The following is a 23,147-nucleotide window of genomic DNA, read 5'->3' as shown; positions in this document are numbered from 1 at the left end:
TGAGGCTACTCGACACCGTGATGCACGATGGAGGTCGTGACCCCTGACGATCCTGCCCTCTCGTTCGGCGCTGCGGCCGATGCGTACGACCGCGCGCGGCCGCCCTACCCCGACGAGGTGGTGGACTGGCTGCTCGACGGTGTCGACGGACCCGTCACCGACGTCGGTGCGGGCACCGGCAAGCTCACCACAGCCCTCGCTGCTCGCCGTGACGGCGTCGTCGCCGTGGAGCCGGACCCGGGCATGCGAGCCATCCTCGGGCAGATCCCCGGCATCGACTCTCACGGCGGCTCGGCAGAGAACCTGCCCCTGGGTGACGGCGCCGCGAGTCTCGTCACCATGGCGCAGGCGTGGCACTGGGTCGACGTCCCGCGGGCGTCGGCCGAGATCGCCAGGGTGCTGCGTCGGCCCGGGCGTTTGGGACTGGTGTGGAACTACCGGTCGTCAGCCGACGCGTGGGTCGTGCGGCTGAGCGCTGCGCTCGGCGGGGTCGACTCGACGGGGCTGATGCACGAGATCCGCGGGCACGGCCCGGCTGCGGCGAGCCCGTTCGGCGCGTACGAGCGACTCGTCGTGGCCTGGGAGCACGTCATCGACGTCGACACCCTCGTCGCGCTGGCCGCGTCGCGCAGCTACGTCATCGTCCGGCCGCCGCACGAGCGTGAGCACGTGCTGTCAGCCGTACGGGAGCTCGGTGAGGAGCGTGCCGGTGCCGACGGGTCGGTCCGGCTGCCGTACGAGACGTACGCCTTCCGGTTCGACCTGGTCTGAGGCTCAGACCATCGGCATGAGGCGGTCGAGCTCGAACTGGGTGACCTGGGACCGGTAGTCCTGCCACTCCGCCCGCTTGTTGCGCAGGAAGAAGTCGAAGACGTGCTCACCGAGCGTCTCGGCGACGAGCTCACTGCTCTCCATCGTGCGGATCGCCTCGTCGAGGTTGCGCGGCAACGGGGCGATGCCCATCGCCTTGCGCTCGTTCTCGCTGAGGCCCCAGACGTTGTCCTCGGCCTCGGCCGGCAGCTCGTACTTGCCCTCGATGCCCTTGAGACCAGCGGCCAGCACGAGCGCGAATGCGAGGTAGGGGTTGCAGCCGGAGTCGATGCCTCGGTGCTCCACGCGCGCCGAGCCACCCTTGTGCGGCTTGTACATCGGCACGCGGATGAGCGCCGAGCGGTTGTTGTGGCCCCAGCACACGTAGTTGGGTGCCTCTCCCCCGCCGGCCAGGCGCTTGTAGGAGTTGACCCATTGGTTCGTCACCGCGGTGATCTCGGGGGTGTGCTCGAGCACGCCGGCGATGAACGCGCGACCGGTCTGCGACAGCTGGTACTCCGCACCGGCCTCGTAGAAGGCGTTCTCGTCGCCCTCGAACAGCGAGACGTGCGTGTGCATGCCCGAGCCCGGGTGCGCCGTGAACGGCTTCGGCATGAACGACGCCCACTTGTCCTGGCTCAGTGCCACCTCACGGACGACCGTGCGGAACGTCATGATGTTGTCGGCCGTGGAGAGCGCGTCGGCGTAGCGGAGGTCGATCTCCTGCTGGCCGGGTCCGCCCTCGTGGTGGCTGAACTCCACCGAGATGCCCATGTTCTCGAGCATCGTGATGACCTCGCGGCGGAAGTCCTGGCCGCCGCCCTGGGCGGTGTGGTCGAAGTAGCCGCTGTCGTCGACGGGGACGGGCTGCTCGCCGAGGCCGGGCTTGCCCTTGAACAGGTAGAACTCGATCTCGGGGTGCGTGTAGAACGTGAAGCCCGCCTCGGCCGCCTTCTGCAGCGTCCGCTTGAGCACGTGCCGCGGATCGGCGTACGACGGCGTGCCGTCGGGCATGAGGATGTCGCAGAACATGCGCGCCGTCGCCGGCGTCTCGCCGCGCCACGGGAGGATCTGGAACGTCGACGGGTCAGGCATCGCGAGCATGTCGGACTCGTGCACGCGGGCGAAGCCCTCGATCGCCGAGCCGTCGAAGCCGATGCCCTCGGCGAAGGCGCCTTCGAGCTCGGCCGGTGCGATGGCGACAGACTTCAGCGAGCCGAGCACGTCGGTGAACCACAGCCGTACGAACCGGACGTCACGCTCCTCGAGAGCGCGCAGCACGAAGTCTTCCTGTTTTCCCATGCTCACAGTGTGACGACGACGTGTTACGGCAATGTTTCGTCGCGCTGGGACAGCGCCCTCAGCCGTTCGAGCTGGTCCCAGTGCCGCGCGACCCGCTCGGCACCGTCCTTGGTGAGTGCGACGTTGGTGTTGGGCTTCTTGCGGACGAAGCGCTTCTCGACCGTCACGAGACCAGCGTCCTCGAGCTTGGTCAGGTGGCTCGAGAGATTGCCCTTCGTGAGTCCCGTCGTCCGCTGCAGGAACACGAAGTCGGCGTCGGCGACCGAGGAGAGCACGGTCAGGATCGCCAGGCGGCCCGGCTCGTGGATCAGCCGGTCCAACAGGAAGCCGTCGTCAGACTCCGGCACGGTCGGCCCCGATCCCGGACTCGGCTGCCGGTCCGAAACGGCGTACCAGGAGCCGATGATCCAGGAGTCCGCTGACGATCATCGCCACGCCGGCGAGCCACAGCCCGGTGTTGCCGCTCTCGCCACCGCGTTCCCAGACCGGCAGCGCACCGACGATCACGAGCCCGCCGTAGATCACCACGTGATGTGCCCGGAGTCCCACCGCGGCACCGATCGACAGCAGGAACACCAGTCCGAGGGTGATGGCCGTGGTGTTGACCGGAAGGTCCAGCGACCACGACACGCGGCTCGACAACCACAAGGAGCCGAGGATGACCAGCGGAATCGCGACCAGCACGACCACGGCGACCCGCACCCGGTGCTTCATCGACGGTGTCGCCCGCCCGAAACGGTCGGTGTAGAAGGTGTGGATCGGCCACGTCAGGCCGGCCAGCACGATCACTCCGACGACGAACACCCAGTTGTGCCGGAGCGGCCCCCACGAGGTGTTGCCGAGCGCAGCGAGGATCGCCAGAAGGCCGCCCACCACGCCGAACAGGCCTCGGAACTGAGCGTTCTCGGCCACTGCTGTCTCGATGCCCTTGCGGTCCATGTCAATCTCCAGACTGGTTTGTGCTGCAAACCTAGACCCGCTCTCCCGCGATGTCAAACCAGTCTGTGCGGCAAACCTGGGGTCCCGTCACCGCGCGCTCGTCCCGAGGCCACGGATAGGCTGATCCCGTGCCCCAGATGCGTCTCGCCCTTGCCCAGGTCAACGCCACGGTCGGCGATCTGGCCGCCAATGCCGACCTCGTCGTCGACTACTGCAAGGAGGCCGTCTCCCGGGGCGTCCACCTCGTGGTGTTCCCGGAGATGATGCTGACGGGCTACCCGATCGAGGATCTCGCGATGCGGGCCTCTCTCATCAAGGCGTCGCGTGCCGCCGCCGAGGACCTCGCCGTACGCCTGAAGGACGAGGGCTGCGGCGATCTCGTCGCGATGGTCGGCTTCCTCGACCAGGCGCAGCACGTGACCGAGCAGGTCGGCATCCCCAAGAACGCCCCCACCAACTCCGTCGCGGTCATGCACGGCGGCGAGATCGTCGCGCGCCAGGCCAAGCACCACCTCTGGAACTACGGCGTCGGCGACGAGATCCGCAACTTCGTCGCCGGTGACACGATCAACATCGTCCAGATCGGCGGTGTCGACGTCGCGCTCGCGATCTGCGAGGACCTCTGGCGCGACGGTCCGTCCGCTGCGGCCAAGGCGGCCGACGCGGCGCTGCTCGTCGTGCCCAACGGCTCGCCCTACGAAGCCGACAAGGACGACGTACGCCTGGAGCTCTGCGCCCGCCGCGCCGCCGAGGGCGAGTGTGTGCTGGCGTACGTCAACCTCGTCGGTGGCCAGGACGAGCTGGTCTTCGACGGCGACTCGATCGTGGTGGACGCCTCCGGCACGGTGCTCGGCCGCTCCGGTCAGTTCGAGCCCGAGCTGCTCGTGGTCGACCTCGACCTGCCCGCCGCGACCCCGGCCATGCCCGACGCCGACGAGCGCTTCGGCGGCCTCGCCATCAAACGTACGATCGTCAGCTCCGATCCGTTCGAGGCGTACGAGCCGCTGCCGACGGTGACCAACGAGCGCATGCCGCGCCTCGAGGAGATCTGGACCGCCCTCGTGGTCGGGCTGCGCGACTACGTGCGCAAGAACGGGTTCCAGTCCGTCCTGTTCGGCATGTCCGGCGGCATCGACTCCACCCTCGTCGCCGCGATCGCCGTCGACGCGCTCGGGCCCGAGAACGTCTTCGGCGTCTCGAACCCCAGCGCCTGGTCGAGCGAGCACTCCAAGTCGGACGCCGCCGAGCAGGCCCGCAGGACGGGCCTGACGCTCGACACCGTCCCGATCGCACCGATCTTCGACGCCTATCAGGACGCCCTGCACCTCGACGGGCTCGCCGAGGAGAACCTGCAGGCCCGCATCCGCGCCGTCATCTGGATGGGCCTGTCCAACCAGCACGGCCACCTGGTGCTGGCCTGCGGCAACAAGTCGGAGCTCGCGACCGGCTACTCCACGATCTACGGCGACGCCGTCGGCGCGTACGCCCCGATCAAGGACGTGCCCAAGACGTTGGTCTGGGAGCTCGCGAAGTGGCGCAACCAGGCCGCCTCCGAGCGCGGTGAGACCCCGCCGATCCCCGAGGACACGATCACCAAGCAGCCCTCGGCCGAGCTGCGACCGGGCCAGTACGACTCGGACTCGCTGCCGCCCTACGACCTGCTCGACGCGGTCCTCGATGCGTACGTCGAGCGGGATCTCGGGTCCGCCGACGTCATCGCCGAGGGCTTCGACCCCGCCTTGGTCGAGCGGGTCATCACGTTGGTCGACCGCGCGGAGTACAAGCGCCGGCAGTACCCGCCGGGCCCCAAGGTGTCGCGCCGCAACTTCGGCCGCGATCGCCGCGTGCCGATCACCCACCGCTGGCGCGAGAAGCTGTAACGAGTCTCACGTCTCCTTCTCACCCGGATTCTGGCACGCTGGAGACATCCGTGGACTCCGCAAGGAGCTGCGAGACGACAAGGAGAATCACCATGGCTGACGCCACCCCTGAAGAGACCGCGCCCTACGGCTCCGGACCCGCCGCAGCACCCGCTGCCCAGGCCGGAAGCACCCAGATCCGCAAGATCCGCACCCACCATCTCCTGCAGATGAAGGAGCGCGGCGAGAAGTGGGCGATGCTCACGGCGTACGACCAGTACGCCGCAGCGACGTTCGACGAGGCCGGCATCCCCGTGATGCTCGTCGGTGACTCCGCGAGCAACAACGTGTTCGCCAACGAGACCTCGCTGCCGGTGACGGTCGACGAGCTCATCCCCCTCGTCCGCGCGGTCACCCGCTCGACGACCCGTGCGCTGATCGTCGCCGACCTGCCGTTCGGGTCCTACCAGCGCTCCCCCGAGCAGGCCTTCGACACAGCTGTCCGCTTCATGAAGGAGGCGAACGCGCACGCGGTCAAGCTCGAGGGCGGGCTGGCGATGGTGCCGCAGGTCAAGCTGCTCACCGACGCCGGCATCCCCGTCATGGCGCACATCGGCTTCACACCTCAGGCCGAGCACAACCTCGGCGGCTATCGCGTGCAGGGCCGCGGCGACGCCGCCGAGCAGCTCATCGCCGAGGCCAAGGCGCTCGAGGAGGCCGGCGCCTTCGCGGTCGTCATGGAGATGGTCCCGGCGCCGGTCGCCGCCGAGGTCACCAAGGCGCTGCGCATCCCGACCGTCGGCATCGGTGCCGGCATCGACTGTGATGCCCAGGTGCTGGTGTGGCAGGACATGATGGGCCTGCGCACGGGCAAGGCACCCAGGTTCGTCAAGCGCTACGCCGACCTGCACGGCGTCATGCTCGAGGCCGCCAAGGCGTACGCCGACGACGTGGCCAACGGCGCGTTCCCCGCAGCTGAGCACTCGTTCGAGAGCTGACTGCGTGCTCGGCACCTCGGGCGGACCGCCGGTCGACCGCGACAGCCTCGACGTCGCGCTGGCCGAGCGGCTCGTACGCACCCAGTTCCCGCAGTGGGTCGACCTGCCGGTCCGGCCGGTCGACCTGCCCGGGTGGGACAACCGGACGTTCCGGCTCGGCGACGAGATGTCGATCCGCCTGCCGACCGGGCCCTGGTACGCGTTGCAGGTCGAGAAGGAGCAGCGCTGGCTGCCCGAGCTCGCCCCGCAGCTGCCACTGCCGATCCCGGCACCGGTCGCGCAGGGCCGGCCCGGCGAGGGCTATCCGTACGCCTGGTCGGTCTATCGCTGGATCGACGGCCGGCCGGCGCGCCGGGACAGGATCGGCAGCCTGACGACGTTCGCCACAGATCTCGCCGGCTTCCTCGCAGCGCTGCAACGGGCGGACGCCACAGACGGTCCCGGACCCGGTCGACACAACTTCTTCCGCGGCGGACCGCTCGACACGTACGAGAGCGAGGCCCGTGACGCGATCACGGAGCTCGGCGACGTGATCCCGGGTCGCGCGGCGCACCGCATCCTCGACGAGGCGCTGCAGGCCGAGTGGTCGGGCGTGCCGGTCTGGTTCCACGGCGACGTGGCGACCGGCAACCTGCTGGTCACGGACGGCGTGCTGTCGGGGGTCATCGACTTCGGCACGTCAGGCGTCGGCGACCCGGCCTGCGACGTGGTGATCGCGTGGACGCTGCTGGACGACGAGAGCCGAGCGGCCTTCCGCCATACGCTCGGCGTCGACGATGCCATGTGGGCGCGCGGACGCGGCTGGGCCCTGTGGAAGGCCCTCATCACGTACGCGCAGCACCGACGGGACGCTGACCCCGTCGGGGCAGCCGATGCCAAACGCGTTCTCGACGAGATCTTCACGGAGCACGAACGCTCCTAGGGACTCCAGCCCCACACCTTGGCGCCGAACCAGGCATAACCGGCCCAGACGAGGAGCCCCACGATCGGGACGACGATCGTGCGCCGGGGATGCGTGCGAGCCCATCTCGCCACGAGCCAGATCTGCGGGACGAGCAGCGCGAACGCGATCACGACGCCCCACCACGGCGCGAAGAGACCGGTCGAGACCGAGCACCACAGCACCATGCAGAGCCCGACGACCGCTATCCACGGACCGGAGCGGTCGAGCTGGAGCCTGCGGCGGCTCACTCCTTCGGCTGCTCGGCGTCGTCGTTCCAGTCGGGGTCGTTGTCCCAGTTCTTCGTGCGCTCCGCCGCGATCTCGTAGGCGTGCGAGGCCTCCTCGGCCGTGTCGTACGGGCCGAGGCGATCGGCCGCACGGCAGCCGTCCTCGCCCTCGACCGTGTTGTGCTTGGTGCAGTAGTAGAACTTGCCGTCGCTCATGCCTCCATCCTGCCCCAACAGGCGTTCGCGTGCGTTCTCTAGACTCGGCGGGTGACTGTCCTGACTGCCGGCCGCCTGTCTGCCGAGCGTGCGGTTCCTGCGTCGATCGAGCGTCCCGAGTACGTCGGCCAGATCGCGCCCCTGCCCTACCGAGGCCCGTTGGTGCGCGACGCCGAGACCATTGCGGCCATGCGGGTCGCCGGCCGGATCGCGGCCCAGGCCCTCGACGCGGTCGAGGCTGCGATCGCCCCCGGCGTCACGACCGACGAGCTCGACCGCATCGGCCACGAGTTCCTGGTCGAGCACGGCGCCTACCCGTCGACGCTCGGTTATCGCGGCTACCCCAAGTCGCTGTGCAGCAGCGTCAACGAGGTCATCTGCCACGGCATCCCCGACGACCGTCCACTCGCGGACGGCGACATCGTCAACATCGACATCACGGCGTACGTCGACGGGGTCCACGGCGACAACAGCAAGACCTACCTCGTGGGCGATGTCGACCAGGAGTCACGGCTGCTCGTCGAACGTACGCACGAGGCCACGATGCGAGCCATCCGCGCCGTCAAGCCCGGCCGCGAGGTCAACGTCATCGGCCGCGTCATCGAGTCGTACGCCAAGCGGTTCGGCTACGGCGTGGTCCGCGACTTCACGGGCCACGGCGTGGGGCCGGCGTTCCACGACGGGCTCGTCATCCCGCACTACGACGAACCGTCCTACGACACCGTGATCGAGAAGGGCATGACGTTCACGATCGAGCCGATGCTGACGCTCGGGTCCGTCGAGTGGGACCTGTGGGACGACGGCTGGACCGCGACGACCCAGGACAAGTCGCGCACGGCCCAGTTCGAGCACACGCTGCTGGTCACCGCCGACGGCGCGGAGATCCTGACCCTGCCCTGACCGCTCAGGGGATCCAGTTGAACTCGTCCGGGTTCGGCCCCGTGCGCTGATCCTTGTTGAGTGCCGTGATGAGGCCCAGGTCGGAGTCGGACAGCTCGAAGTCGAACAGGTCGAAGTTCTCCTCGACGCGGCTGCGGGTGACCGACTTCGGGAACACGATGTCGCCGCGCTGCACGTGCCAGCGAAGGACGACCTGCGCCGGCGTCTTGCCGTGCGCAGCAGCGATCCCCGTGATGACCGGGTCGTCCAGCACGAGCCCCTGAGCGATCGGCGACCACGCCTCGGTCGCGATGCCGTGCTCGGCGTTGACCGCGCGCACGTCGTCATTGGTCAGGTAGGGGTGCACCTCGATCTGGTTGACCGCGGGGACGATCTCGGTCTCCTGGACGAGGCGACGGATGTGGTTGGCCTGGAAGTTGGAGACGCCGATCGCCTTGGCCCGGCCGTCGCGATAGACCTCCTCGAGCGCCTTCCAGGTCTCGACGAAGTCGATGTCGATGCCCGGCAGCGGCCAGTGGATCAAGAACAGGTCGAGGTAGTCGAAGCCCAGCACATCGAGGGACTCCTCGAACGCCGCGATGGCGTCGTCGTGCGCGTGGAACCCGTTGTTGAGCTTGCTCGTGACGAACACCTCGGACCGGTCGAGGCCGGACTCCCGAACAGCCTCACCGACACCCCGCTCGTTGCGATACATCTCCGCGGTGTCGATGTGCCGGTAGCCGACCTCGAGGGCCGTCAGCGTCGCGTCCTTGGTGTCCTTGGGCGGCACCTGGTAGACGCCGAATCCCAGCTGAGGGATGGACACACCGTTGTTCAGGGCAATCGCGGGCACAGTGCTCATGAAGCAGAACTCCTGGAAGGTCGTGGACGGATTCGGGGCCGGCCGAGGGCCTCTGCGAGGCTCGCCGGCGCAGCCTCCACCAGCCTACGCGGGACGTGATGCTGCCCACGCCTAACTTCCGGCTGCCCTCGTCGTTCTTGATGTGGGGGCCCAGACAGGGAGGTCGGACGTGCATCGAGTCGTACTCAACATGCAGATGAGCAGCGACGAGGCATTCGCCACTGTGTCGACCGCATTGGGCGCCATCCCCGACATCACGATCGACGCTCCCGGGTGGAACAACAACCGTCACCTCGTCGTCACGATCCAGACCGAGGACCCCGACATCGTCGACATCGTCCGCGAGATCACGTGGCAGTTCGACGCCCTCGCGATCCAGCACTCGCTGCACCTCGCCGACGCCGGCTGACCGCCGTCGCGGTCAGTCCCGGATGATCTCCGGCGTCATGATCTTGGTGGCGCCGACCAGGGCCACCGTCCCGACCGCGCCGAGCACGATCGCCGGCACCACGACATCGCTGTCCAGCCCGCCAGCCATGGTCGGCACCAGCACCATCCAGCCGAACGACACCACGGCGCTGAACAGCGTGTGCCACCACAGCGGCCGTTGCTTGGGCTGCTTGCGTCGCTTGCGGTTGAGCCCGATCGTGAGCCCCACGGCGCAGCCCAGCAGCGGACCGATCATCCCGCCGAGGAAGCCCGCGAGGCGATCGGCACGACCGAGCCAGGCGAGCTCGGCCAAGGCGAGGCCAAGCGTCACGAGCAGTCCGAGCATCCCGCCCAGCAGATGGTTGCGCTTGTTGGCGATGGGCCGCGGTTGCTCGTCGGCGTACGCACCGGTCCACCGCGAGCCGTCCCACCACTGCAGGCGCCCGGAGTCGTCCGGATACCACCCCGCGGGCGACGTGGTCTGCTCCGTCATGTGGATCCCCTTCCACCTTCGGAGGTACACGATTGCACCAGTCCGTACCCCGGGCGCCTCCGGGGCATTCCTCGAGGTCGCTCAGCGTCGCTTGAGCGGTCGCAGCGTGAAGAGGTTGTCCGAGGGGTCGACGACGGCGTTGAACCTCGCACCGACGACGTACGCCTTGTCGTGCGTCTCCTTGCAGACCGCCTGGAACTCTGGGACGTCGTCGCCGCTGATGCGCAGCTGCATGCGGGCGACGTCGGCCGAACCGTCGCCCGGATCCGTCACCTCGACGTCGAGGATCTCGGCGACTGCGTCCCGCCCGTCGCGCAGCAGTCGTTCGGTGTCGGCCGCCGCGCTGGCGGCCTCGAACCACAGGACCAGACCCAGCAGGCCCATGAGGACGACGAAGCCGAGGATGGTCAGCGTGGCGAGCCACCACGACTGCTCGACCTGGCCGAACACCAACCTCGCCGGCCAGAACAGGATGAACAACCAGCAGGCAACGGCACACACGCGGAGATAGGTCCGCGCGAAGCGGCCGGCGATCGACGCCTGCTTGGCCGTGACGACCTCATCGGTGGACATGCTGTCAGGATATCGGGGCGCAGGGGTCGCGGGGCGAATGAGCCGGCCTGTAAGCCGGATCCTGTCGGGCCACCGAGGTGGCCCGGGCGACCATCCATCTGGGACGCCCATTGCTGGGCGCCTCGTGCGACCTACCCGCTGACATAGGACGAGCAGCCCGTCAGCGCAGACTCCACGTCGCCGAAACGGCGTGGCGTCCTCTTGGTCTTGCTCCCGGTGGGGTTTACCTAGCCGCCCCGGTCACCCGGAGCGCTGGTGAGCTCTTACCTCACCGTTTCACCCTTACCCGTTCCCCGAAGGGCCGTTGGCGGTTTGATTTCTGTGGCACTGTCCCGCACGTCGCCGTGGGTGGCCGTTAGCCACCACCGTCGCTCTGCGGAGTCCGGACTTTCCTCGACACCGCAAGGGTGCCGCGGCCGCCCGGCCGACTCATTCGCGTCCGCAAGCCTACCGCCCGCCGAGGTGTCGCGGCGCCGTCCGCTAGACTGGGGACACGAAAGGGAGTAGTCCCCAACGGCTGTGTCGACATACTGACTCCACGAAACTGTGGGTTCCGGTGCAGCAGGCCACCTCACAGTGGCGGACGAGACTTTCGACCGGAATTTGTCATTGGCAATGCCTGGTCGAAGGCTTGTCATCCCGGCTCTTCGTCCAGGTGGACGAGGAGCTTTCTTCATGTACGCGGTCCTGCTGAGTGCGGCGTTGGTGTTCATCGCCGAGCTCGGCGACAAGAGCCAGCTGATGTCGATGACGTTCGCGACCCGCTACCGGGCGCGCACCGTGATCATCGGTGCCGGCATCGCCTGTGCCCTCACCAACCTGGTCTCCGCCCTGGTCGGCAACGCGATCGGTGACGCACTGCCCCAGCACGCCGTACGCGTTGCCGGTGGCGTGCTGTTCCTCGTGTTCGCGGCGCTGACGCTGCGCCATCTCGCCGCCGGAGAGGAGCCGAAGCCGCCGGCGAAGGGCGGCGCGGCGATCTTCGTCGTCGGCGTTGCCTTCGTGCTCTCGGAGCTCGGCGACAAGACGATGCTGGCGACCATGACGCTGTCGACGCAGTATCACTGGGTGCTGATCTGGATCGGCAGCACGATCGGCATGCTGGTCTCGATCGTGCTCGCCGTGTTCGTCGGGCGAGCCCTCCTGCAGGTCCTGCCGATCAAGGCGGTCCACCTCGTCTCGGCGCTGTTGTTCGCCGGTGTCGGGGTGTGGATGCTGGTCGGCTAGCCTCCTCCGGGTGACACACGACCTGGGCTCGCTGGCGGAGATCGTCGGCTTCCTGGTCGCGATCATGGTCCTGGCGCAGGCGTGCGCCGACGAGCGCCTGTTCGACGTGCTTGGCGACCGGGTGTCGAGGTCCGCCGGCGGGTCGAGCGTCCGGCTGCTCGCCTGGAGCGTCGGCCTCGCCGCCGCGGTCACGGCCGTCCTCAGCCTCGACGCGACCGTGGTGCTGCTGACCCCGATCCTCATCGCCGCCAGCGCGCACCGCTCTCACGCGTACGCCACGGTGCGGCTGGCCAACTCGGGCTCGACCCTGCTGCCGGTGTCCAACCTGACCAACCTGCTGGTGTTCGGCGCCACCGGCCTGACGTTCGTGGGGTTCACCTGGGCGATGCTCCCGGTGTGGCTGGTCGCCGTGGCGGGCGAGTACGCGGTGCTGCGGTGGTGGTTCCGCGCCGAAACCCGTGAGCCGTACGCGACCCCCACCGGCGAGCCGTATGCCCTCCCGGTCTTCCCGCTGATCGTCGTCCTGCTCGTCCTGGTCGCGCTCGCGACCGGCACGACGCCGTGGATCCCCGCGGCAGCCGGAGCAGTGCTGGTCGGCGCCTACGCGCTCGTCCGCCGCACCGCGTCCTGGCGGGACCTCGTGCACGCCGCGAACCTCCCCCTCGCGGTCGTCGTACTGGCTTGGGCCCTCGTGGTGTCCTGGCTCGGCACGACCGCCGTCGGCGAATGGTTCACGGACGCGATGCCGGCCGGCACGGGCCTCGGAGCATTGCTGGTCACGGCGCTGGTGGCGATGGTGGCGGCCAACCTCATCAACAACCTGCCGGCCACTCTGCTGCTCCTGCCCGCCGCCGACTCGGCCGGGTCGCTCGCAATCCTTGCCCTGCTCATCGGCGTCAACGTCGGCGCCAACCTGACGATGATCGGGTCGTTGGCCAACCTGCTGTGGCGCCAGTCCGGCGGCCGGGCCCTCTCGACTGTGCGTGAGTTCCACCTCCTGGGCCTCGCGACCACGCCCGCTCTGGTCGCTCTCTGCACCGTGGTGCTCTGGGCGTGGACCTCGCTCATCTGGTGACTCTGTAGGGTCGGTCCGTGCTGATCCTGCTGCCGCCTTCCGAAGGCAAGACCCGCCCGGAAGCCGGAGCGCCCCTCGACCTCGAGGCACTGTCCTTCGGCCGTCTCACGCCCGTGCGCGCACAGCTCCTCCGTACGCTCGTGAAGCTCTGCAATGGCAACCCGAAACGGGCCATGGAGGTCCTGGGCCTCGGCACGACACAGGCCGACGCGATCGCCGTCAACGCGGTGCTGCCGGACGAGCCCACCGCGCGCGCCGACGAGATCTACACCGGCGTGCTGTTCTCCGAGCTCGACCTGCCGAGCCTCGACGAGTCGTCACGCAAGCGCGCCGACGCGTCTCTCGCGATCTCCAGCGCGCTGTTCGGCCTGCTGCGCCCCGACGACCTCATCCCGGCCTACCGCCTGTCGGGCAACGTGACCCTGCCGCGACTCGGCACCGTGGCGGGCCGTTGGCGTACGCCGCTCCCCCGCGTCATGCGCGACCTGGCCGGCGACGGACTGCTGGTCGACCTGCGCTCCGGGACGTACACCGCCCTCGGCAAGCCGCCCGCGGAGCTGGCCGAGCGCACCGCGACGATGCGGGTGCTGCACGAGCACGGCGGTGCGCGCAAGGTCGTCAGCCACTTCAACAAGGCGACCAAGGGCCGGATCGTCCGCGGCCTGCTGGAGTCTGGCGCCGATCCGCGCACGGTCGAGGAGCTGCAGAGCGTGCTGGCCGACCTCGGCTGGACCGTCGAGCGCGACGGTCAGCGGCTCGACATCGTCGTCGCCGAGGTCTGACGCCCTCGCCCAACTACTCCGGGACGACGTTGACGTTGCGGACCGAGGCCACACCGTCGGGGTACCACTGGATCGTCGTGATCGACGCCGGCGACAGCTCGACCTTGTAGATCATCTGCATCGGGGCGTCGAGCGCGAGTCGCACGAGCAGCTTGATCGGCGTGACGTGGGTGACCGCGACGACCGTCTTGCCGGCGTACGTTCCAAGGATCCGGTCGCGCGCCGCCGCCACCCGCTCGGCGACCGTGTCGAACGGCTCGCCCCCGGGCGGCGCCACCGCCGTCGACGCGAGCCAGGCGTCGAGCTCGGTCGGCCAGCGCTCCATGATCTCGGCGAACGTGAAGCCGTCCCACTCGCCGAACGAGGTCTCGGCGAGGCCGGCCTCGAGCTCGACGTCCAGGCCGAGCTCGCCGGCCACGACGGCCGCGGTCTCACGCGTGCGCTGCATCGGCGACGAGATGACCGCGTCCACCCCGCCGAGCCGCTTGAGCCATGCGGCAGCCCGCCGGGCCTGCTCGATGCCCGTCGGAGTCAGGCTGGGATCGGCTCCCCCGCTGCCGGAGAACACCTTGCGCTCGGTCGCCTGGGTGACGCCGTGACGCAGCAGGACGATCGTGGTCGGCTCGCCGTGTGCACCGCCGCGCCAACCGAGCTGAGCGCTCTGGGTCTGCCTAGCGGGCTCGCCGGCACGAGCGGGCTCGCCGACCGTGCCGGTGCCGCCGGCTGCCTCGTCGTCGAGGGCGGCGTTGGCGAGCGCATCCGCGGCGGTGTTCTGCTCGCGGGGCACCCAGGTCCAGGTGACCGTGCCGCGCGGCAGCAGGGCACGGGCGTGCTCGGCGAGCGGCTGCATGCTCGCGTGCTTGATCTTCCAGCGGCCGGCCATCTGCTCGATGACCAGCTTGGAGTCCATCCGCACCTCGATGTCATCGACGTCGGGTGCGTGCTCACGCGCCAGCTCGAGACCGGCGATGAGGCCGGTGTACTCCGCGACGTTGTTGGTCGCGATGCCGATCGTCTCGCCCCTCTGGGCGATGACCGTGCCGGTGTCGGCGTCCCGGACCAGCGCCCCGTACGACGACGGGCCCGGGTTGCCCCGCGAGCCGCCGTCGGCCTCGACGATGATCCGCGAGGTCACAGCCCGGACTCGGGCGTACGTACGAGGATGCGGCCGCACTCGGGGCAGCGCAGCACCTCGTCCTCAGGCGCGGCCGCGATGTCGCGCAGGTCCGCGCCGTTGAGCTCGAGGCGGCAGCCCTCGCACTTGCGGGCACGCAGTGCCGCCGCACCGAGACCGCCGTACTGGGCCCGCACCTTGTCGTAGAGCGCGATCAGGTCGTCCGGCACGCCCTGTGCCGCCTGCGCGCGGTCGGCCTGGGCCGCCGCGGCCTGCTCGTCGAGCACGACGATCGCCGCGTCGCGGGCGTCGGTCGCCTGTGCGAGATCCTCGTTGACGGCGGTGAGGTCGGACTCGAGGGCGGTCAGCCGGGTCTGCGCCTCCTCGAGCTTCTCCATGACCTCCAGCTCGTCGTCCTCGAGCGTCGAGATGCGGCGTTCGAGCGCGACGAGCTCGTGCTGCAGGCTCTCGAGATCCTTGGGGTTGCTGATCGCGCCGGAGTTGAGCCGCTCCTCGTCGCGAGCCCGGCGGGTCTTGACCTGCTCGACCTCGGCGTCGGCCTTCTTCTGCGCCCGGGTCAGGTCCGACACCTCGGTGTCGGCCTCGATGCGGGCCCCGTCGAGCTCGTTCGCCTTGGCCTGCAGATCCGCGATCTGGGTGTGCTCGGGGAGTGAGTTCTTGCGGTGCTGGAGCTGGGCGAGGGCGGAGTCCTGGGCCTGCAGGTCGAGCAGGGCGGACTGGGCGGCGGGGTCGGCTTTCACAAGGGCTACCGTACCGGCTCAGAGTTCCCCGTCACGGTCCGCTCGACCCGGGCGCAGCTCACGAAACGTGGGACGTCCAGGGATCGGTCACGATCGTCGAGACCTTGGTCTCGATGCCGGCCAGGCGTTCGCTCAGGGCTCGCGCTCCCACGGGCAGCCACGTCCACTCGGCGGCCCAGTGCGGCACGTCGATGACGGCGCACGCACCGGGGTTCTCGAGGTGCTCGCTGACCGGGTGGTGGCGCAGGTCCGAGGTGACGTAGACATCGGCGCCCGACGCGTTCGCCGTCGACAGGAGGAAGTCACCCGAACCGCCGCAGAGGGCCACCGTCCGGACGAGAAGGTCCGGATCACCGGCGACGCGGGTGGCACTGTGGTGCGTCGGCAGCCGGTCCGAGACGTGCGACGCGAACGCGGCCAAGGTCATGTCCGTGGGGAGGGTGCCGATGCGGCCGCTGCCCCAGTCCGCCGCGCGGGCAGCCGGCTCGAGCACGTCGTAGGCGACCTCCTCGTACGGGTGAGTGGCGAGCATGGCCGCACGTACGTCTTCGCGCAGCCGGCGGTCGGCCGTCATCTCGATGCGCGCCTCCGCAACGTGCTCGACCGCCCCGACCTCGCCGATGGCGGGGTTCGCGCCGGGGAGCGGCCGGAAGGATCCCGTGCCGGTCGACCGGAACTGTGCCGAGTCGTAGTCGCCCACGTGTCCGGCGCCCGCTCCGTGCATCGCCGCGGCGACCCGGTCGGCGTCCGCCTCGGGCACGAACACGATCCACGTGTCGGTCGGGTCGCCGGCGTCGGGTTCCAACGGGCGTACGTCCGACAGCCCGAGCGCCAACGCCATCGACTCCGACACCCCCAGAGCAGGACTGTCGGCGTTGGTGTGACACGTGTGCAGGCCGATGCCGTTGCTGATCAGCGTGTGGACCACGCGACCTTTGGGCGACGTCGCCGCGACGCTCGTGACTCCCTTGAGCCACAGCGGGTGGTGCGTGACCACGAGATCGGCACCCCAGGCGACGGCCTCGTCGACGACGGCCTGGACCGGGTCGACAGCGAACAGCACCTTGCCGACCTGGGCCTCGGGGTCGCCTGCGACGGTGCCGACGGCGTCCCAGCTGTCCGCCCACCTGGGGTCGTACAAGCCGTCGAGAACGCCGACGACGTCACGCAGTGTGGGCATGCCGTCACTGTAGTGAACGCACGACGCCACCCCGCACGAGCCGCATGAGCGGTTGTGCGAGATGGCGTGCGAACGAGTCAGCCGGCCTTGACCTTGACGTGGTTCAAGGACTTCACGGTGCCGTCAGGGCGCAGCAGGACGTTGTGCTGCTGTGGGTGCCCGAACGTGAACAGCGTCGTGATGTTGTTGGCGCGGGCATCGAACGAGTGGTCGCCGATGCTCTTGACTCCCCAGTTCTGCTCGATGAACTGCAAGACCGAGGTCTGCTCGAGCTTGGAGTGCGAGACGTAGTTGCGCTTCGCGTAGGGCGAGATGACCAGGAACGGCAGCCGCTGGCTTGGTCCGCAACGGTCGGCGTACCCGCCGGCGGGAGCCGTCGACGCCTTCGCTGCCGCCGTCGTGCACACTGCCTGGTCCGTCGCAGGGTCGGCCGAGCCGTTGAGGATCGACGGTGCCACGTGGTCGTACCAGCCGTCCGAGTCGTCGTACGTCACGACGATCGCTGTGCTCGGCCACGACTTGGACGCCTGGATCGCGTTGATCTCGCGGGTCAGGAACTTCTGCTCGTCGAGCGGGCTGGAGTACGACGCGTGGCCGTCCTGCGCCTCGGGCGCCTTGACGAACGAGACCTCCGGCAACGTGTTGGCCTTGACCGCCTTGTCGAACCACGTGAGGTCGTAGTTGTGGTTGGCCCGGCCGTTGTGGCCGACCTCGGCGAGCGACGTCGGCGCGAGGTGGTGCGGGTTGGACGTCGACTTGAAGTACTCGAACGGCGAGTGGTGCGGCGAGTAGTCCCGGACGTTCTGCCCGATGCTGTTGGTCGTCGTGGTCTCGCACTTCGCGTAGTCACCCTCGGTTCCGTCCCACGCCGTCGACGGGGTGAAGCCGCCCTGGAACCAGCCCCAGGTGACCTTCTTCTCGTTGAGCCGGTCGCCGATGTTCTTGCCGGACATGCCGACCAGGGCGGAGGTCGCCGTGTGGTCGTTGTCGGAGCAGTCGTCGTACACCGGGTCGGGGTCGCCGATGACGGTGCCGACCCCGCTCGCGTTCGGGCTCGCGACGGCCGTGGATCCGGTCAGGACCGCGCCGGTCTTGGGGTCGTACGCCGTGCCGCCGTGGGTCTGGCCCGACACGAGGTTGAGCGCACCCGGGGTGGACGGGCCGAAGGTCGTGTCCCAGTTGTTGTCGCTCATCGCGTAGTTCTGCGCGTAGTTCCACAGCCCGGTGACGGTGTTGCCGTCGAAGTAGTCCATCGCGAGGCCGGGGCTGCCGTAGAGACCCGTGCAGGTGTCGACGCTGGTGGACTCGACGAACTTGTCCATCGCGCCGCCGTTCACGGCCTTCTGCTCCGGCGTGTAGTTGTGGTTCTGGCTGCAGGTCGCGTTCTGCTCATGGGTGAGCCGGCTCGGCGCGTACGCGTTGGGGTTGTCCGTCAGCGCGTTCGACGACACGAGGTTGTTGTTCTTGGGCGTCTTGGTCCCGGCGTGGAACGTCACGCCGTCGGTGTTGGCGGCCTTGGGGTAGGTGCCGAAGTAGTGGTCGTACGACACGTTCTCGTCGAACAGGACCACCAGGTGCTTGATGGGGGTCTTGGTGCGGGACGTACGCCCGCTCTGGTGTGCCACGCGCGTATGGGCGCTCGCAGCAGACAGCTGCATGCCGCCGGCCACGAGACCGGCTGCCGCCATGAGCGCCATCGCGCCCTGGCGCAGACGCTTGGTCCTTGTCACCATGTTTCGTTCCTCATCTTCTCGGGGGTTGGTGTTGCCGGTGGCTGGGGCGACGGCTCAGGCGAGCAGTCGCCGGCCCAGCCAGTCCTGGTGATCCCGGACGCCGGGGAGGGCGAAGAAGTAGCCGCCCCCGAACGGCGAGACATAGTCGACGAGTGGCTCGTCGGCGAGGCGCTTCTGGATCGCGACGAACTGCTTCTCGAGGTCGGCGTTGAAGCACGTGAAGATCAAGCCCATGTCGAGGTTGCCGTTGGCGTCCGTGCCGCCGTCGTAGTTGTAGCCGCGACGCAGGATCTGCTGCTTCTTCGCCTGCGCCGTGTGGGGGTTGGCCAGCCGGATGTGCGCGTCCATCTGGATCACCTCGCCGGAGGGGTCGGCGGCGTAGTCGGGCACGTCGTGCTCCTTGGAGCCGGTCAGCGGCGCACCGCTGTCGCGCCGACGACCGAAGATGTTCTCCTGCTCGCGGATCGAGATGCGGTCCCAGAACTCCACGAGCATCCGGATCTGGCGGACCACGTGATAGCTGCCGCCGTCGACCCAGTCGGGCTCGTCGCCCCCCGACCGGGTCCAGACCAGTTGGTCCATCAGCGACGCGTCCGCGGTCGTCGGGTTGGCCGTGCCGTCGCGGAAGCCCATGAGATTGCGGGACGAGCCGGCCGGCCGCGGCGGGGAGTGGAAGCCGTCGCGCCGCCAGCGCACCTGCATCGCCCCGCGGGTGGCCCGCGTGATCTCGCGCAGTGCGTGCAGCGTCGTGTCCTGGTGGTGTCCGCAGATCTGCAGCAGCAGGTCGCCGTCGCAGACCGCACGGTCGAGGTCGTCGTTGGGGAAGTCCTCCATGCGGCGCAGACGCGCAGGCTTGTCGGCGGCCAGGCCGAAGCGGTCGTCGAACAGCGAGGCGCCGACCGACGTCGTGACCGTCAGGCCGTCGGCCGGGACCACCGGCCCCAGCATCCCGGAGTCCGACGGCGGTGTCGCGAGTCCGCTGTCCGGCGGTGTGCCACCCGTCGTCAGCGCTCGGGCCGTCGAAGTGATCGTGCGGAACAGGTCGGCGAGCTCTGCCTTGGAGGACGCCGTCACGTCGAGCGCGACGTACGACGCCTGCGCCTGCGGTGGGGTGAGGATGCCGCGCTGGTGCACGCCCTCGAAGGCGTACCGGTGTGACGCGGTGTCGGTCGCCGCACCGGCCGAGCGGGGCACGAGCGCCGAGCCCGCTGCCACGGCGACTGCTCCGGCTGCCGCCCCGCCCAGGAGGTTGCGGCGGCTCAGACCATGGACCTCGGTGCCGCGCTTCACGCGGTCCGCCTCGGGTCGCAGATCGCGGCCACCGGAGCGAGCAGCTCGAGCGTCGCGTCGATCTGGGCGTTGACCTTCTGCCGCTGGCTGCGGGTCAGCGCCGAGAGCGGGGCCCACTCGCCGTCGGTGCGCTTGAACGTACGGACCAGATGCTGGGAGGTGTCGAGGGCCCGCTCGGTCGCCGCCAGGTCGGGATAGCGCGACGCGAGGATCGTCCGGAGCGGGGCCAAAGCCTCGCGCGTGCCGGTGAGGTTGGCATCGACGGTGGCCAGTGCGGTGTGGCTCCCGGCGTCGGTGCGGCCGGTGAGCTCGAGCTCGAGCGCGTTCTCGAGGATCTCGTGCGACCGGAGCCCGATGTCGACCGGATCGACCCGGCCGCTCACGAACGCCGTACGCAGGTCCGCGACCGCGTGTGCCAGCCGGGCGACGTGCGGGGCGATCGAGCCGGCCGCCGCGCCGCCGTAGAGCAGTGCCTCGATGCGATGGAAGCCCTCGAGGTGATCGTCCTGCAGAGCCGTCGTGCCGGGCGCGGGCAGCCCGTTGATCGCCGCGTCGAGGTCGCCGAACGCGCCGTAGGCGGCGCCGAGCGTCTCGTACGTCTGGTGCGCGGCGAGCCAGCTGGTCCTGGCCGAGGCGAGGTCACCTGCCTTGACGTCCGACTCGAGCGCCCGTACCTGGCTCTGCAGCACGGGCAGCCGGCCCCGCACCCATGCCTGGTACGTCTTGAGGGCCGGGATCAGCTCGTTGCGGGTCACCGGCTTCAGCGCGGGTGTCACGTCAGCGACGTGGCTCGAGCCGGAGATCGTGACCTTGGGCCCCAACGCCGGCTCGCCGTCGGCCGGCAGGCACACGAATCGGTAGGTGCCGTTGCCGAGCGTGACGGTGGCGGACTGGCGGGCATCGGCGCCAAGGCTCTCGACGTCGAGGTACAGGGCACCCGTCGCCGCGTTCTCGAGGTGGACCTCCTCGCCGGCGATCGTCGTGTTGTGGATCTCGAACGTCTGACGACCACCGTCGGACGAGCTCCAGCCCTTGCCGCAGTCGTCGACGCCTGCCGAGACACGAAGGGCCGTTGACGGCTTGGCCGTCTCGCCCGGTCCCCCACACGCCGTCAGGGCGAGAGCTGCTCCGAGAATCCCCGCCAGAGCACCGTTGCGAGAGTTGATCGACCGCATCCTGATGTCGTCCTGTCCGAGAGCTCATGGCTGGTTGCCACAAGAAGGTTGCAGGATGAAACAACGGCTTCCAAGCCAGAACCGGGGTTCTCGCCGACCCTTCGGCGAGCGTTCATGCGCCGGTCATCTGGCGCGCCGATCGTTCAGGCAACGACCGCCAGGGCCAGCGGGAGCACGGACCCGGCACCGTGCCGGCGCAGCTCACGCGCGGCCACGGTCATCGACCAGCGGCTGTCGATGCGGTCGTCGACCAGGAGCACCGGCTGGCCGCCCAGCGCTGCCAGTCCTTGGGCGAGGCGCTCGCTCACCCCGAACGTGCCCCACACGTCGGCCAACCGGTAGGCGCTGTTGCCGCCCGGGCCGCCGCGGGACCCCTCACCGACCTGATCGAGGGAGCCGAGGTCCTCGAGCCTGCCGATCCGCGCGATGCCCCTGGCCAAGGAATCGACGAGCTGGGGATGGGATCTCGACGGCATGCTCACGACAGCTGCGGGCCGCTGCGCCCAGCCCCAGTCCTTGAGCACCCTGACGCAGGCGCCGAGCAGCTCGTCGGTGACCGGCGCATCGTCGACGCCCGGCGAGAACAGCTCACGCAGCACGCCACCCCAGCCGAGGTCGGTCAGGCGGGCGACTGCGCGGCCGGGCTCGAAGCGTTCGTCCTCGGCGATCTTGCCCTTGGCCTCGACGCCCAGACGCGTGGCGCCGGTCGGCCACTGGGCACGCGGCTCGATCTCGACACCGACCTTGTCGAGGGTGCTGGACGCCACGCGGGCAGCATCGTCGGCGACGTCGGTCGGGAACCATGGCTCGGTGCAGTTGTCGCACCGCCCGCACGGCGCAGCCGTGGGGTCGTCGAGGTCGCGCTGCAGGATCTCCATGCGACACGTCGACGCGCGCTCGTAGTCGATCATCGACTTCTGCTCGGCCGCACGCGCCTCGGCGATCCGCTCGTAGCGCTCCCGGTCGTACGTCCACGGCTGGCCCGTCGCGACCCATCCGCCCTGCACCCGGCGCACAGCACCGTCGACGTCGAGCACCTTGAGCAGCAGCTCCAGCGGCGTGCGCCGGATGTTGACGAGCGCCTCGAGCGCAGGCGTCGACAACGGCGTGTCGCTGAGCTCGCCGATCACCGCAGCGGCACGCTCCTCGCTCGGCATCGACGAGGTGGCGAAGTAGTGCCAGATCTCGGCGTCCTCGCGTCCGGGCAGCAGCAGGACGTCGGCGTTGTCGGTGGCGCGACCCGCACGGCCGACCTGCTGGTAGTAGGCCACGGGGGACGACGGCGCGCCGAGGTGGATGACGAAGCCGAGGTCAGGCTTGTCGAACCCCATGCCGAGGGCGCTCGTGGCGACGAGAGCCTTGAGCTCGTTGCCCTTGAGCTGACGTTCGAGCTCCTCGCGCTGCTCCGGGTCGGTGCGACCCGTGTAGGCGCGCACGGCGTGCCCACCCTCGCGCAGCAGCCGGGCGGTGTCCTCGGCGGCCGAGACGGTCAGGGTGTAGATGATGCCGCTGCCCGGCAGCTCGGCGAGGTGGCTCAGCAGCCAGCCGAGGCGGTCGCGGGAGCCGGTGAGCTCGAGCACGCCGAGTCGCAAGGACGTACGGGCGAGGGAGCCGCGGATCGTGGTGACCTGGTCGACGGATCCGAGCTGCTCGGCGACGTCGGTCACGACGCGGGCGTTGGCCGTCGCGGTCGTCGCGAGGACCGGGAGGTCGGCCGGCAGCCGGCCGATCAGCTCCGCGAGGCGTCGATAGTCGGGGCGGAAGTCGTGGCCCCAGTCGGAGATGCAGTGCGCCTCGTCGACCACGAGCATGCCCATGCGGTCGATCAACGCCGGCAGCTGCTCGTCGCGGAACCGCGGGTTGTTGAGCCGCTCCGGCGACACGAGCAGGACGTCGACCTCGTCCGCGGCGAGCTTGGCCTGCGTGTCCTCCCACTCGTGCGGGTTTGCCGAGTTGATCGCGACGGCCCGTACGCCCGCCCGCGCGGCGGCGGCGACCTGGTCGCGCATCAGCGCCAGCAAGGGTGAGACGAGCAGCGTCGGGCCAGCGCCCCGCTGTCGCAGCAACAGCGTGGCGATGAAGTAGACCGCTGACTTGCCCCAGCCGGTCCGTTGCACGACGAGCGCCCGACGTCGGTCGTCGACGAGCGCCTGGATCGCCTCGAGCTGCCCGTCGTGGAAGACCGCGTCGTCGCGCCCGGTCAGCTTGCGCAGCGCGGTGGTGGCGTCCAGCTCGGTGCTCGTCGTCGAAGGCATGACCCCCACTGTGTCAGCCGATGCCG

At 69.5% G+C, this 23,147-nt stretch carries 24 protein-coding genes and 1 other RNA gene; 9 read left to right on the top strand and 16 right to left on the bottom strand.

Going from position 1 to position 23,147, the window contains the following annotated elements:
• Positions 1-36 precede the first annotated feature (36 nt).
• Positions 37-771, top strand: a complete 735-nt coding sequence (locus ASE12_RS00500; RefSeq protein WP_162255455.1) for a class I SAM-dependent methyltransferase — start codon at positions 37-39, stop codon at positions 769-771.
• 3 nt (positions 772-774) lie between these two features.
• Here ASE12_RS00500 and ASE12_RS00495 read toward each other — a convergent pair whose 3' ends face one another.
• The 3 genes from ASE12_RS00495 to ASE12_RS00485 are packed head-to-tail and all read right to left on the bottom strand — an operon-like array spanning position 775 to position 3,051.
• Positions 775-2,112 carry a glutamine synthetase family protein gene (locus tag ASE12_RS00495; RefSeq protein ID WP_056395511.1) on the bottom strand — a complete coding sequence of 446 codons (1,338 nt, stop codon included), beginning with the start codon at positions 2,110-2,112 and terminating at the stop codon, positions 775-777.
• A gap of 23 nt (positions 2,113-2,135) precedes the next feature.
• Complete coding sequence (locus tag ASE12_RS00490; protein ID WP_056395509.1) at positions 2,136-2,459, bottom strand: transcriptional regulator; 324 nt, start codon at positions 2,457-2,459, stop codon at positions 2,136-2,138.
• Positions 2,446-3,051: a hypothetical protein gene (locus tag ASE12_RS00485; protein WP_056395506.1), complete on the bottom strand. Its 606-nt coding sequence runs from the start codon at positions 3,049-3,051 to the stop codon at positions 2,446-2,448. The genes ASE12_RS00490 and ASE12_RS00485 overlap by 14 nt, the downstream gene beginning before the upstream one ends.
• Positions 3,052-3,188: 137 nt before the next feature.
• On the opposite strand from ASE12_RS00485, the gene ASE12_RS00480 reads away from it, so the two are divergent.
• The 3 genes from ASE12_RS00480 to ASE12_RS00470 all read left to right on the top strand — a co-directional run bounded on the left by ASE12_RS00480 (position 3,189) and on the right by ASE12_RS00470 (position 6,830).
• Entirely contained in the window at positions 3,189-4,931 is a 1,743-nt protein-coding gene (locus ASE12_RS00480; protein ID WP_235508951.1) for an NAD+ synthase, read from the top strand.
• Between the two features lie 92 nt (positions 4,932-5,023).
• Positions 5,024-5,908 carry a 3-methyl-2-oxobutanoate hydroxymethyltransferase gene (gene panB / locus ASE12_RS00475; protein WP_056395498.1) on the top strand — a complete coding sequence of 295 codons (885 nt, stop codon included), beginning with the start codon at positions 5,024-5,026 and terminating at the stop codon, positions 5,906-5,908.
• Positions 5,909-5,912: 4 nt separating this feature from the next.
• Positions 5,913-6,830: an aminoglycoside phosphotransferase family protein gene (locus ASE12_RS00470; protein ID WP_056395497.1), complete on the top strand. Its 918-nt coding sequence runs from the start codon at positions 5,913-5,915 to the stop codon at positions 6,828-6,830.
• On the opposite strand, the gene ASE12_RS00465 is transcribed toward ASE12_RS00470, so the two are convergent.
• A complete protein-coding gene (locus tag ASE12_RS00465) occupies positions 6,827-7,099 on the bottom strand; it encodes a hypothetical protein (protein ID WP_056395496.1) in 273 nt (90 codons plus the stop codon). The genes ASE12_RS00470 and ASE12_RS00465 overlap by 4 nt on opposite strands.
• Positions 7,096-7,293, bottom strand: a complete 198-nt coding sequence (locus ASE12_RS00460) for a hypothetical protein (protein WP_056395493.1) — start codon at positions 7,291-7,293, stop codon at positions 7,096-7,098. Before ASE12_RS00460 ends, ASE12_RS00465 begins: the two co-directional genes overlap by 4 nt.
• A gap of 51 nt (positions 7,294-7,344) precedes the next feature.
• Here ASE12_RS00460 and map point away from each other — a divergent pair, with 51 nt between their 5' ends.
• Complete coding sequence (map, locus tag ASE12_RS00455) at positions 7,345-8,193, top strand: type I methionyl aminopeptidase (protein WP_056395489.1); 849 nt, start codon at positions 7,345-7,347, stop codon at positions 8,191-8,193.
• Positions 8,194-8,197: 4 nt separating this feature from the next.
• On the opposite strand, the gene ASE12_RS00450 is transcribed toward map, so the two are convergent.
• The gene (locus ASE12_RS00450) at positions 8,198-9,034 is read right to left on the bottom strand and encodes an aldo/keto reductase (RefSeq protein WP_056395485.1); all 837 of its coding nucleotides are present in this window, start codon (positions 9,032-9,034) and stop codon (positions 8,198-8,200) included.
• A gap of 169 nt (positions 9,035-9,203) precedes the next feature.
• Between ASE12_RS00450 and ASE12_RS00445 the strand changes: the two genes are divergently transcribed.
• The gene (locus tag ASE12_RS00445; RefSeq protein WP_157412761.1) at positions 9,204-9,443 is read left to right on the top strand and encodes a hypothetical protein; all 240 of its coding nucleotides are present in this window, start codon (positions 9,204-9,206) and stop codon (positions 9,441-9,443) included.
• Between the two features lie 12 nt (positions 9,444-9,455).
• On the opposite strand, the gene ASE12_RS00440 is transcribed toward ASE12_RS00445, so the two are convergent.
• The 3 genes from ASE12_RS00440 to rnpB all read right to left on the bottom strand — a co-directional run bounded on the left by ASE12_RS00440 (position 9,456) and on the right by rnpB (position 10,961).
• Positions 9,456-9,956 carry a DUF2510 domain-containing protein gene (locus ASE12_RS00440; protein WP_056395481.1) on the bottom strand — a complete coding sequence of 167 codons (501 nt, stop codon included), beginning with the start codon at positions 9,954-9,956 and terminating at the stop codon, positions 9,456-9,458.
• A gap of 81 nt (positions 9,957-10,037) precedes the next feature.
• On the bottom strand, positions 10,038-10,529 hold the full coding sequence (locus tag ASE12_RS00435) for a hypothetical protein (RefSeq protein ID WP_056395480.1): 492 nt from the start codon (positions 10,527-10,529) through the stop codon (positions 10,038-10,040).
• A 34-nt stretch (positions 10,530-10,563) separates the two neighbouring features.
• An RNA gene (rnpB, locus tag ASE12_RS19610) (RNase P RNA component class A) lies at positions 10,564-10,961 on the bottom strand.
• Positions 10,962-11,204: 243 nt separating this feature from the next.
• On the opposite strand from rnpB, the gene ASE12_RS00430 reads away from it, so the two are divergent.
• Genes ASE12_RS00430 through ASE12_RS00420 form a run of 3 tightly spaced genes read left to right on the top strand, consistent with a single transcriptional unit; the run spans position 11,205 to position 13,613 of the window.
• The gene (locus ASE12_RS00430) at positions 11,205-11,756 is read left to right on the top strand and encodes a TMEM165/GDT1 family protein (RefSeq protein WP_056395478.1); all 552 of its coding nucleotides are present in this window, start codon (positions 11,205-11,207) and stop codon (positions 11,754-11,756) included.
• 10 nt (positions 11,757-11,766) lie between these two features.
• Entirely contained in the window at positions 11,767-12,831 is a 1,065-nt protein-coding gene (locus ASE12_RS00425; protein WP_056395474.1) for an SLC13 family permease, read from the top strand.
• Positions 12,832-12,848: 17 nt separating this feature from the next.
• Entirely contained in the window at positions 12,849-13,613 is a 765-nt protein-coding gene (locus ASE12_RS00420) for a YaaA family protein (protein ID WP_056395471.1), read from the top strand.
• A 13-nt stretch (positions 13,614-13,626) separates the two neighbouring features.
• On the opposite strand, the gene ASE12_RS00415 is transcribed toward ASE12_RS00420, so the two are convergent.
• From ASE12_RS00415 to ASE12_RS00385, 7 genes are all read right to left on the bottom strand, one after another.
• Positions 13,627-14,748 carry a bifunctional RNase H/acid phosphatase gene (locus ASE12_RS00415; protein ID WP_056395470.1) on the bottom strand — a complete coding sequence of 374 codons (1,122 nt, stop codon included), beginning with the start codon at positions 14,746-14,748 and terminating at the stop codon, positions 13,627-13,629.
• On the bottom strand, positions 14,745-15,488 hold the full coding sequence (locus tag ASE12_RS00410; protein WP_056395469.1) for a zinc ribbon domain-containing protein: 744 nt from the start codon (positions 15,486-15,488) through the stop codon (positions 14,745-14,747). The genes ASE12_RS00415 and ASE12_RS00410 overlap by 4 nt, the downstream gene beginning before the upstream one ends.
• Before the next feature lie 58 nt (positions 15,489-15,546).
• On the bottom strand, positions 15,547-16,668 hold the full coding sequence (locus ASE12_RS00405; RefSeq protein WP_056395468.1) for a Nif3-like dinuclear metal center hexameric protein: 1,122 nt from the start codon (positions 16,666-16,668) through the stop codon (positions 15,547-15,549).
• A 77-nt stretch (positions 16,669-16,745) separates the two neighbouring features.
• On the bottom strand, positions 16,746-18,401 hold the full coding sequence (locus ASE12_RS00400) for a phospholipase C (RefSeq protein WP_157412760.1): 1,656 nt from the start codon (positions 18,399-18,401) through the stop codon (positions 16,746-16,748).
• Positions 18,402-18,455: 54 nt separating this feature from the next.
• Positions 18,456-19,691, bottom strand: coding sequence for an iron uptake transporter deferrochelatase/peroxidase subunit (gene efeB, locus ASE12_RS00395; protein ID WP_056395467.1), 1,236 nt, complete (start codon positions 19,689-19,691; stop codon positions 18,456-18,458).
• Positions 19,688-20,866 (bottom strand): EfeM/EfeO family lipoprotein, encoded by a 1,179-nt coding sequence (locus ASE12_RS00390; protein WP_056395466.1) that lies wholly within the window; start codon positions 20,864-20,866, stop codon positions 19,688-19,690. Before ASE12_RS00390 ends, efeB begins: the two co-directional genes overlap by 4 nt.
• Before the next feature lie 143 nt (positions 20,867-21,009).
• A complete protein-coding gene (locus tag ASE12_RS00385; protein WP_056395465.1) occupies positions 21,010-23,121 on the bottom strand; it encodes an ATP-dependent DNA helicase RecQ in 2,112 nt (703 codons plus the stop codon).
• Between the last annotated feature and the right edge of the window lie 26 nt (positions 23,122-23,147).

Origin of the sequence: Aeromicrobium sp. Root236, assembly GCF_001428805.1 — a bacterium.
Lineage (GTDB): Bacteria > Actinomycetota > Actinomycetes > Propionibacteriales > Nocardioidaceae > Aeromicrobium.
This window is presented reverse-complemented; position numbering and strand designations above follow the sequence as displayed.

What these genes read in the sequence shown, in the direction of transcription:
- ASE12_RS00495 (WP_056395511.1), bottom strand. Translation starts at nt 2,112, where the DNA reads ATGGGAAAACAGGAAGACTTCGTGCTGCGCGCTCTCGAGGAGCGTGAC.
- ASE12_RS00435 (WP_056395480.1), bottom strand. Translation starts at nt 10,529, where the DNA reads ATGTCCACCGATGAGGTCGTCACGGCCAAGCAGGCGTCGATCGCCGGC.
- ASE12_RS00430 (WP_056395478.1), top strand. Translation starts at nt 11,205, where the DNA reads ATGTACGCGGTCCTGCTGAGTGCGGCGTTGGTGTTCATCGCCGAGCTC.
- ASE12_RS00440 (WP_056395481.1), bottom strand. Translation starts at nt 9,956, where the DNA reads ATGACGGAGCAGACCACGTCGCCCGCGGGGTGGTATCCGGACGACTCC.
- ASE12_RS00460 (WP_056395493.1), bottom strand. Translation starts at nt 7,293, where the DNA reads ATGAGCGACGGCAAGTTCTACTACTGCACCAAGCACAACACGGTCGAG.
- ASE12_RS00450 (WP_056395485.1), bottom strand. Translation starts at nt 9,034, where the DNA reads ATGAGCACTGTGCCCGCGATTGCCCTGAACAACGGTGTGTCCATCCCT.
- ASE12_RS00390 (WP_056395466.1), bottom strand. Translation starts at nt 20,866, where the DNA reads ATGCGGTCGATCAACTCTCGCAACGGTGCTCTGGCGGGGATTCTCGGA.
- ASE12_RS00385 (WP_056395465.1), bottom strand. Translation starts at nt 23,121, where the DNA reads ATGCCTTCGACGACGAGCACCGAGCTGGACGCCACCACCGCGCTGCGC.
- ASE12_RS00405 (WP_056395468.1), bottom strand. Translation starts at nt 16,668, where the DNA reads ATGCCCACACTGCGTGACGTCGTCGGCGTTCTCGACGGCTTGTACGAC.
- panB (WP_056395498.1), top strand. Translation starts at nt 5,024, where the DNA reads ATGGCTGACGCCACCCCTGAAGAGACCGCGCCCTACGGCTCCGGACCC.
- ASE12_RS00400 (WP_157412760.1), bottom strand. Translation starts at nt 18,401, where the DNA reads ATGGTGACAAGGACCAAGCGTCTGCGCCAGGGCGCGATGGCGCTCATG.
- ASE12_RS00480 (WP_235508951.1), top strand. Translation starts at nt 3,189, where the DNA reads ATGCGTCTCGCCCTTGCCCAGGTCAACGCCACGGTCGGCGATCTGGCC.
- ASE12_RS00485 (WP_056395506.1), bottom strand. Translation starts at nt 3,051, where the DNA reads ATGGACCGCAAGGGCATCGAGACAGCAGTGGCCGAGAACGCTCAGTTC.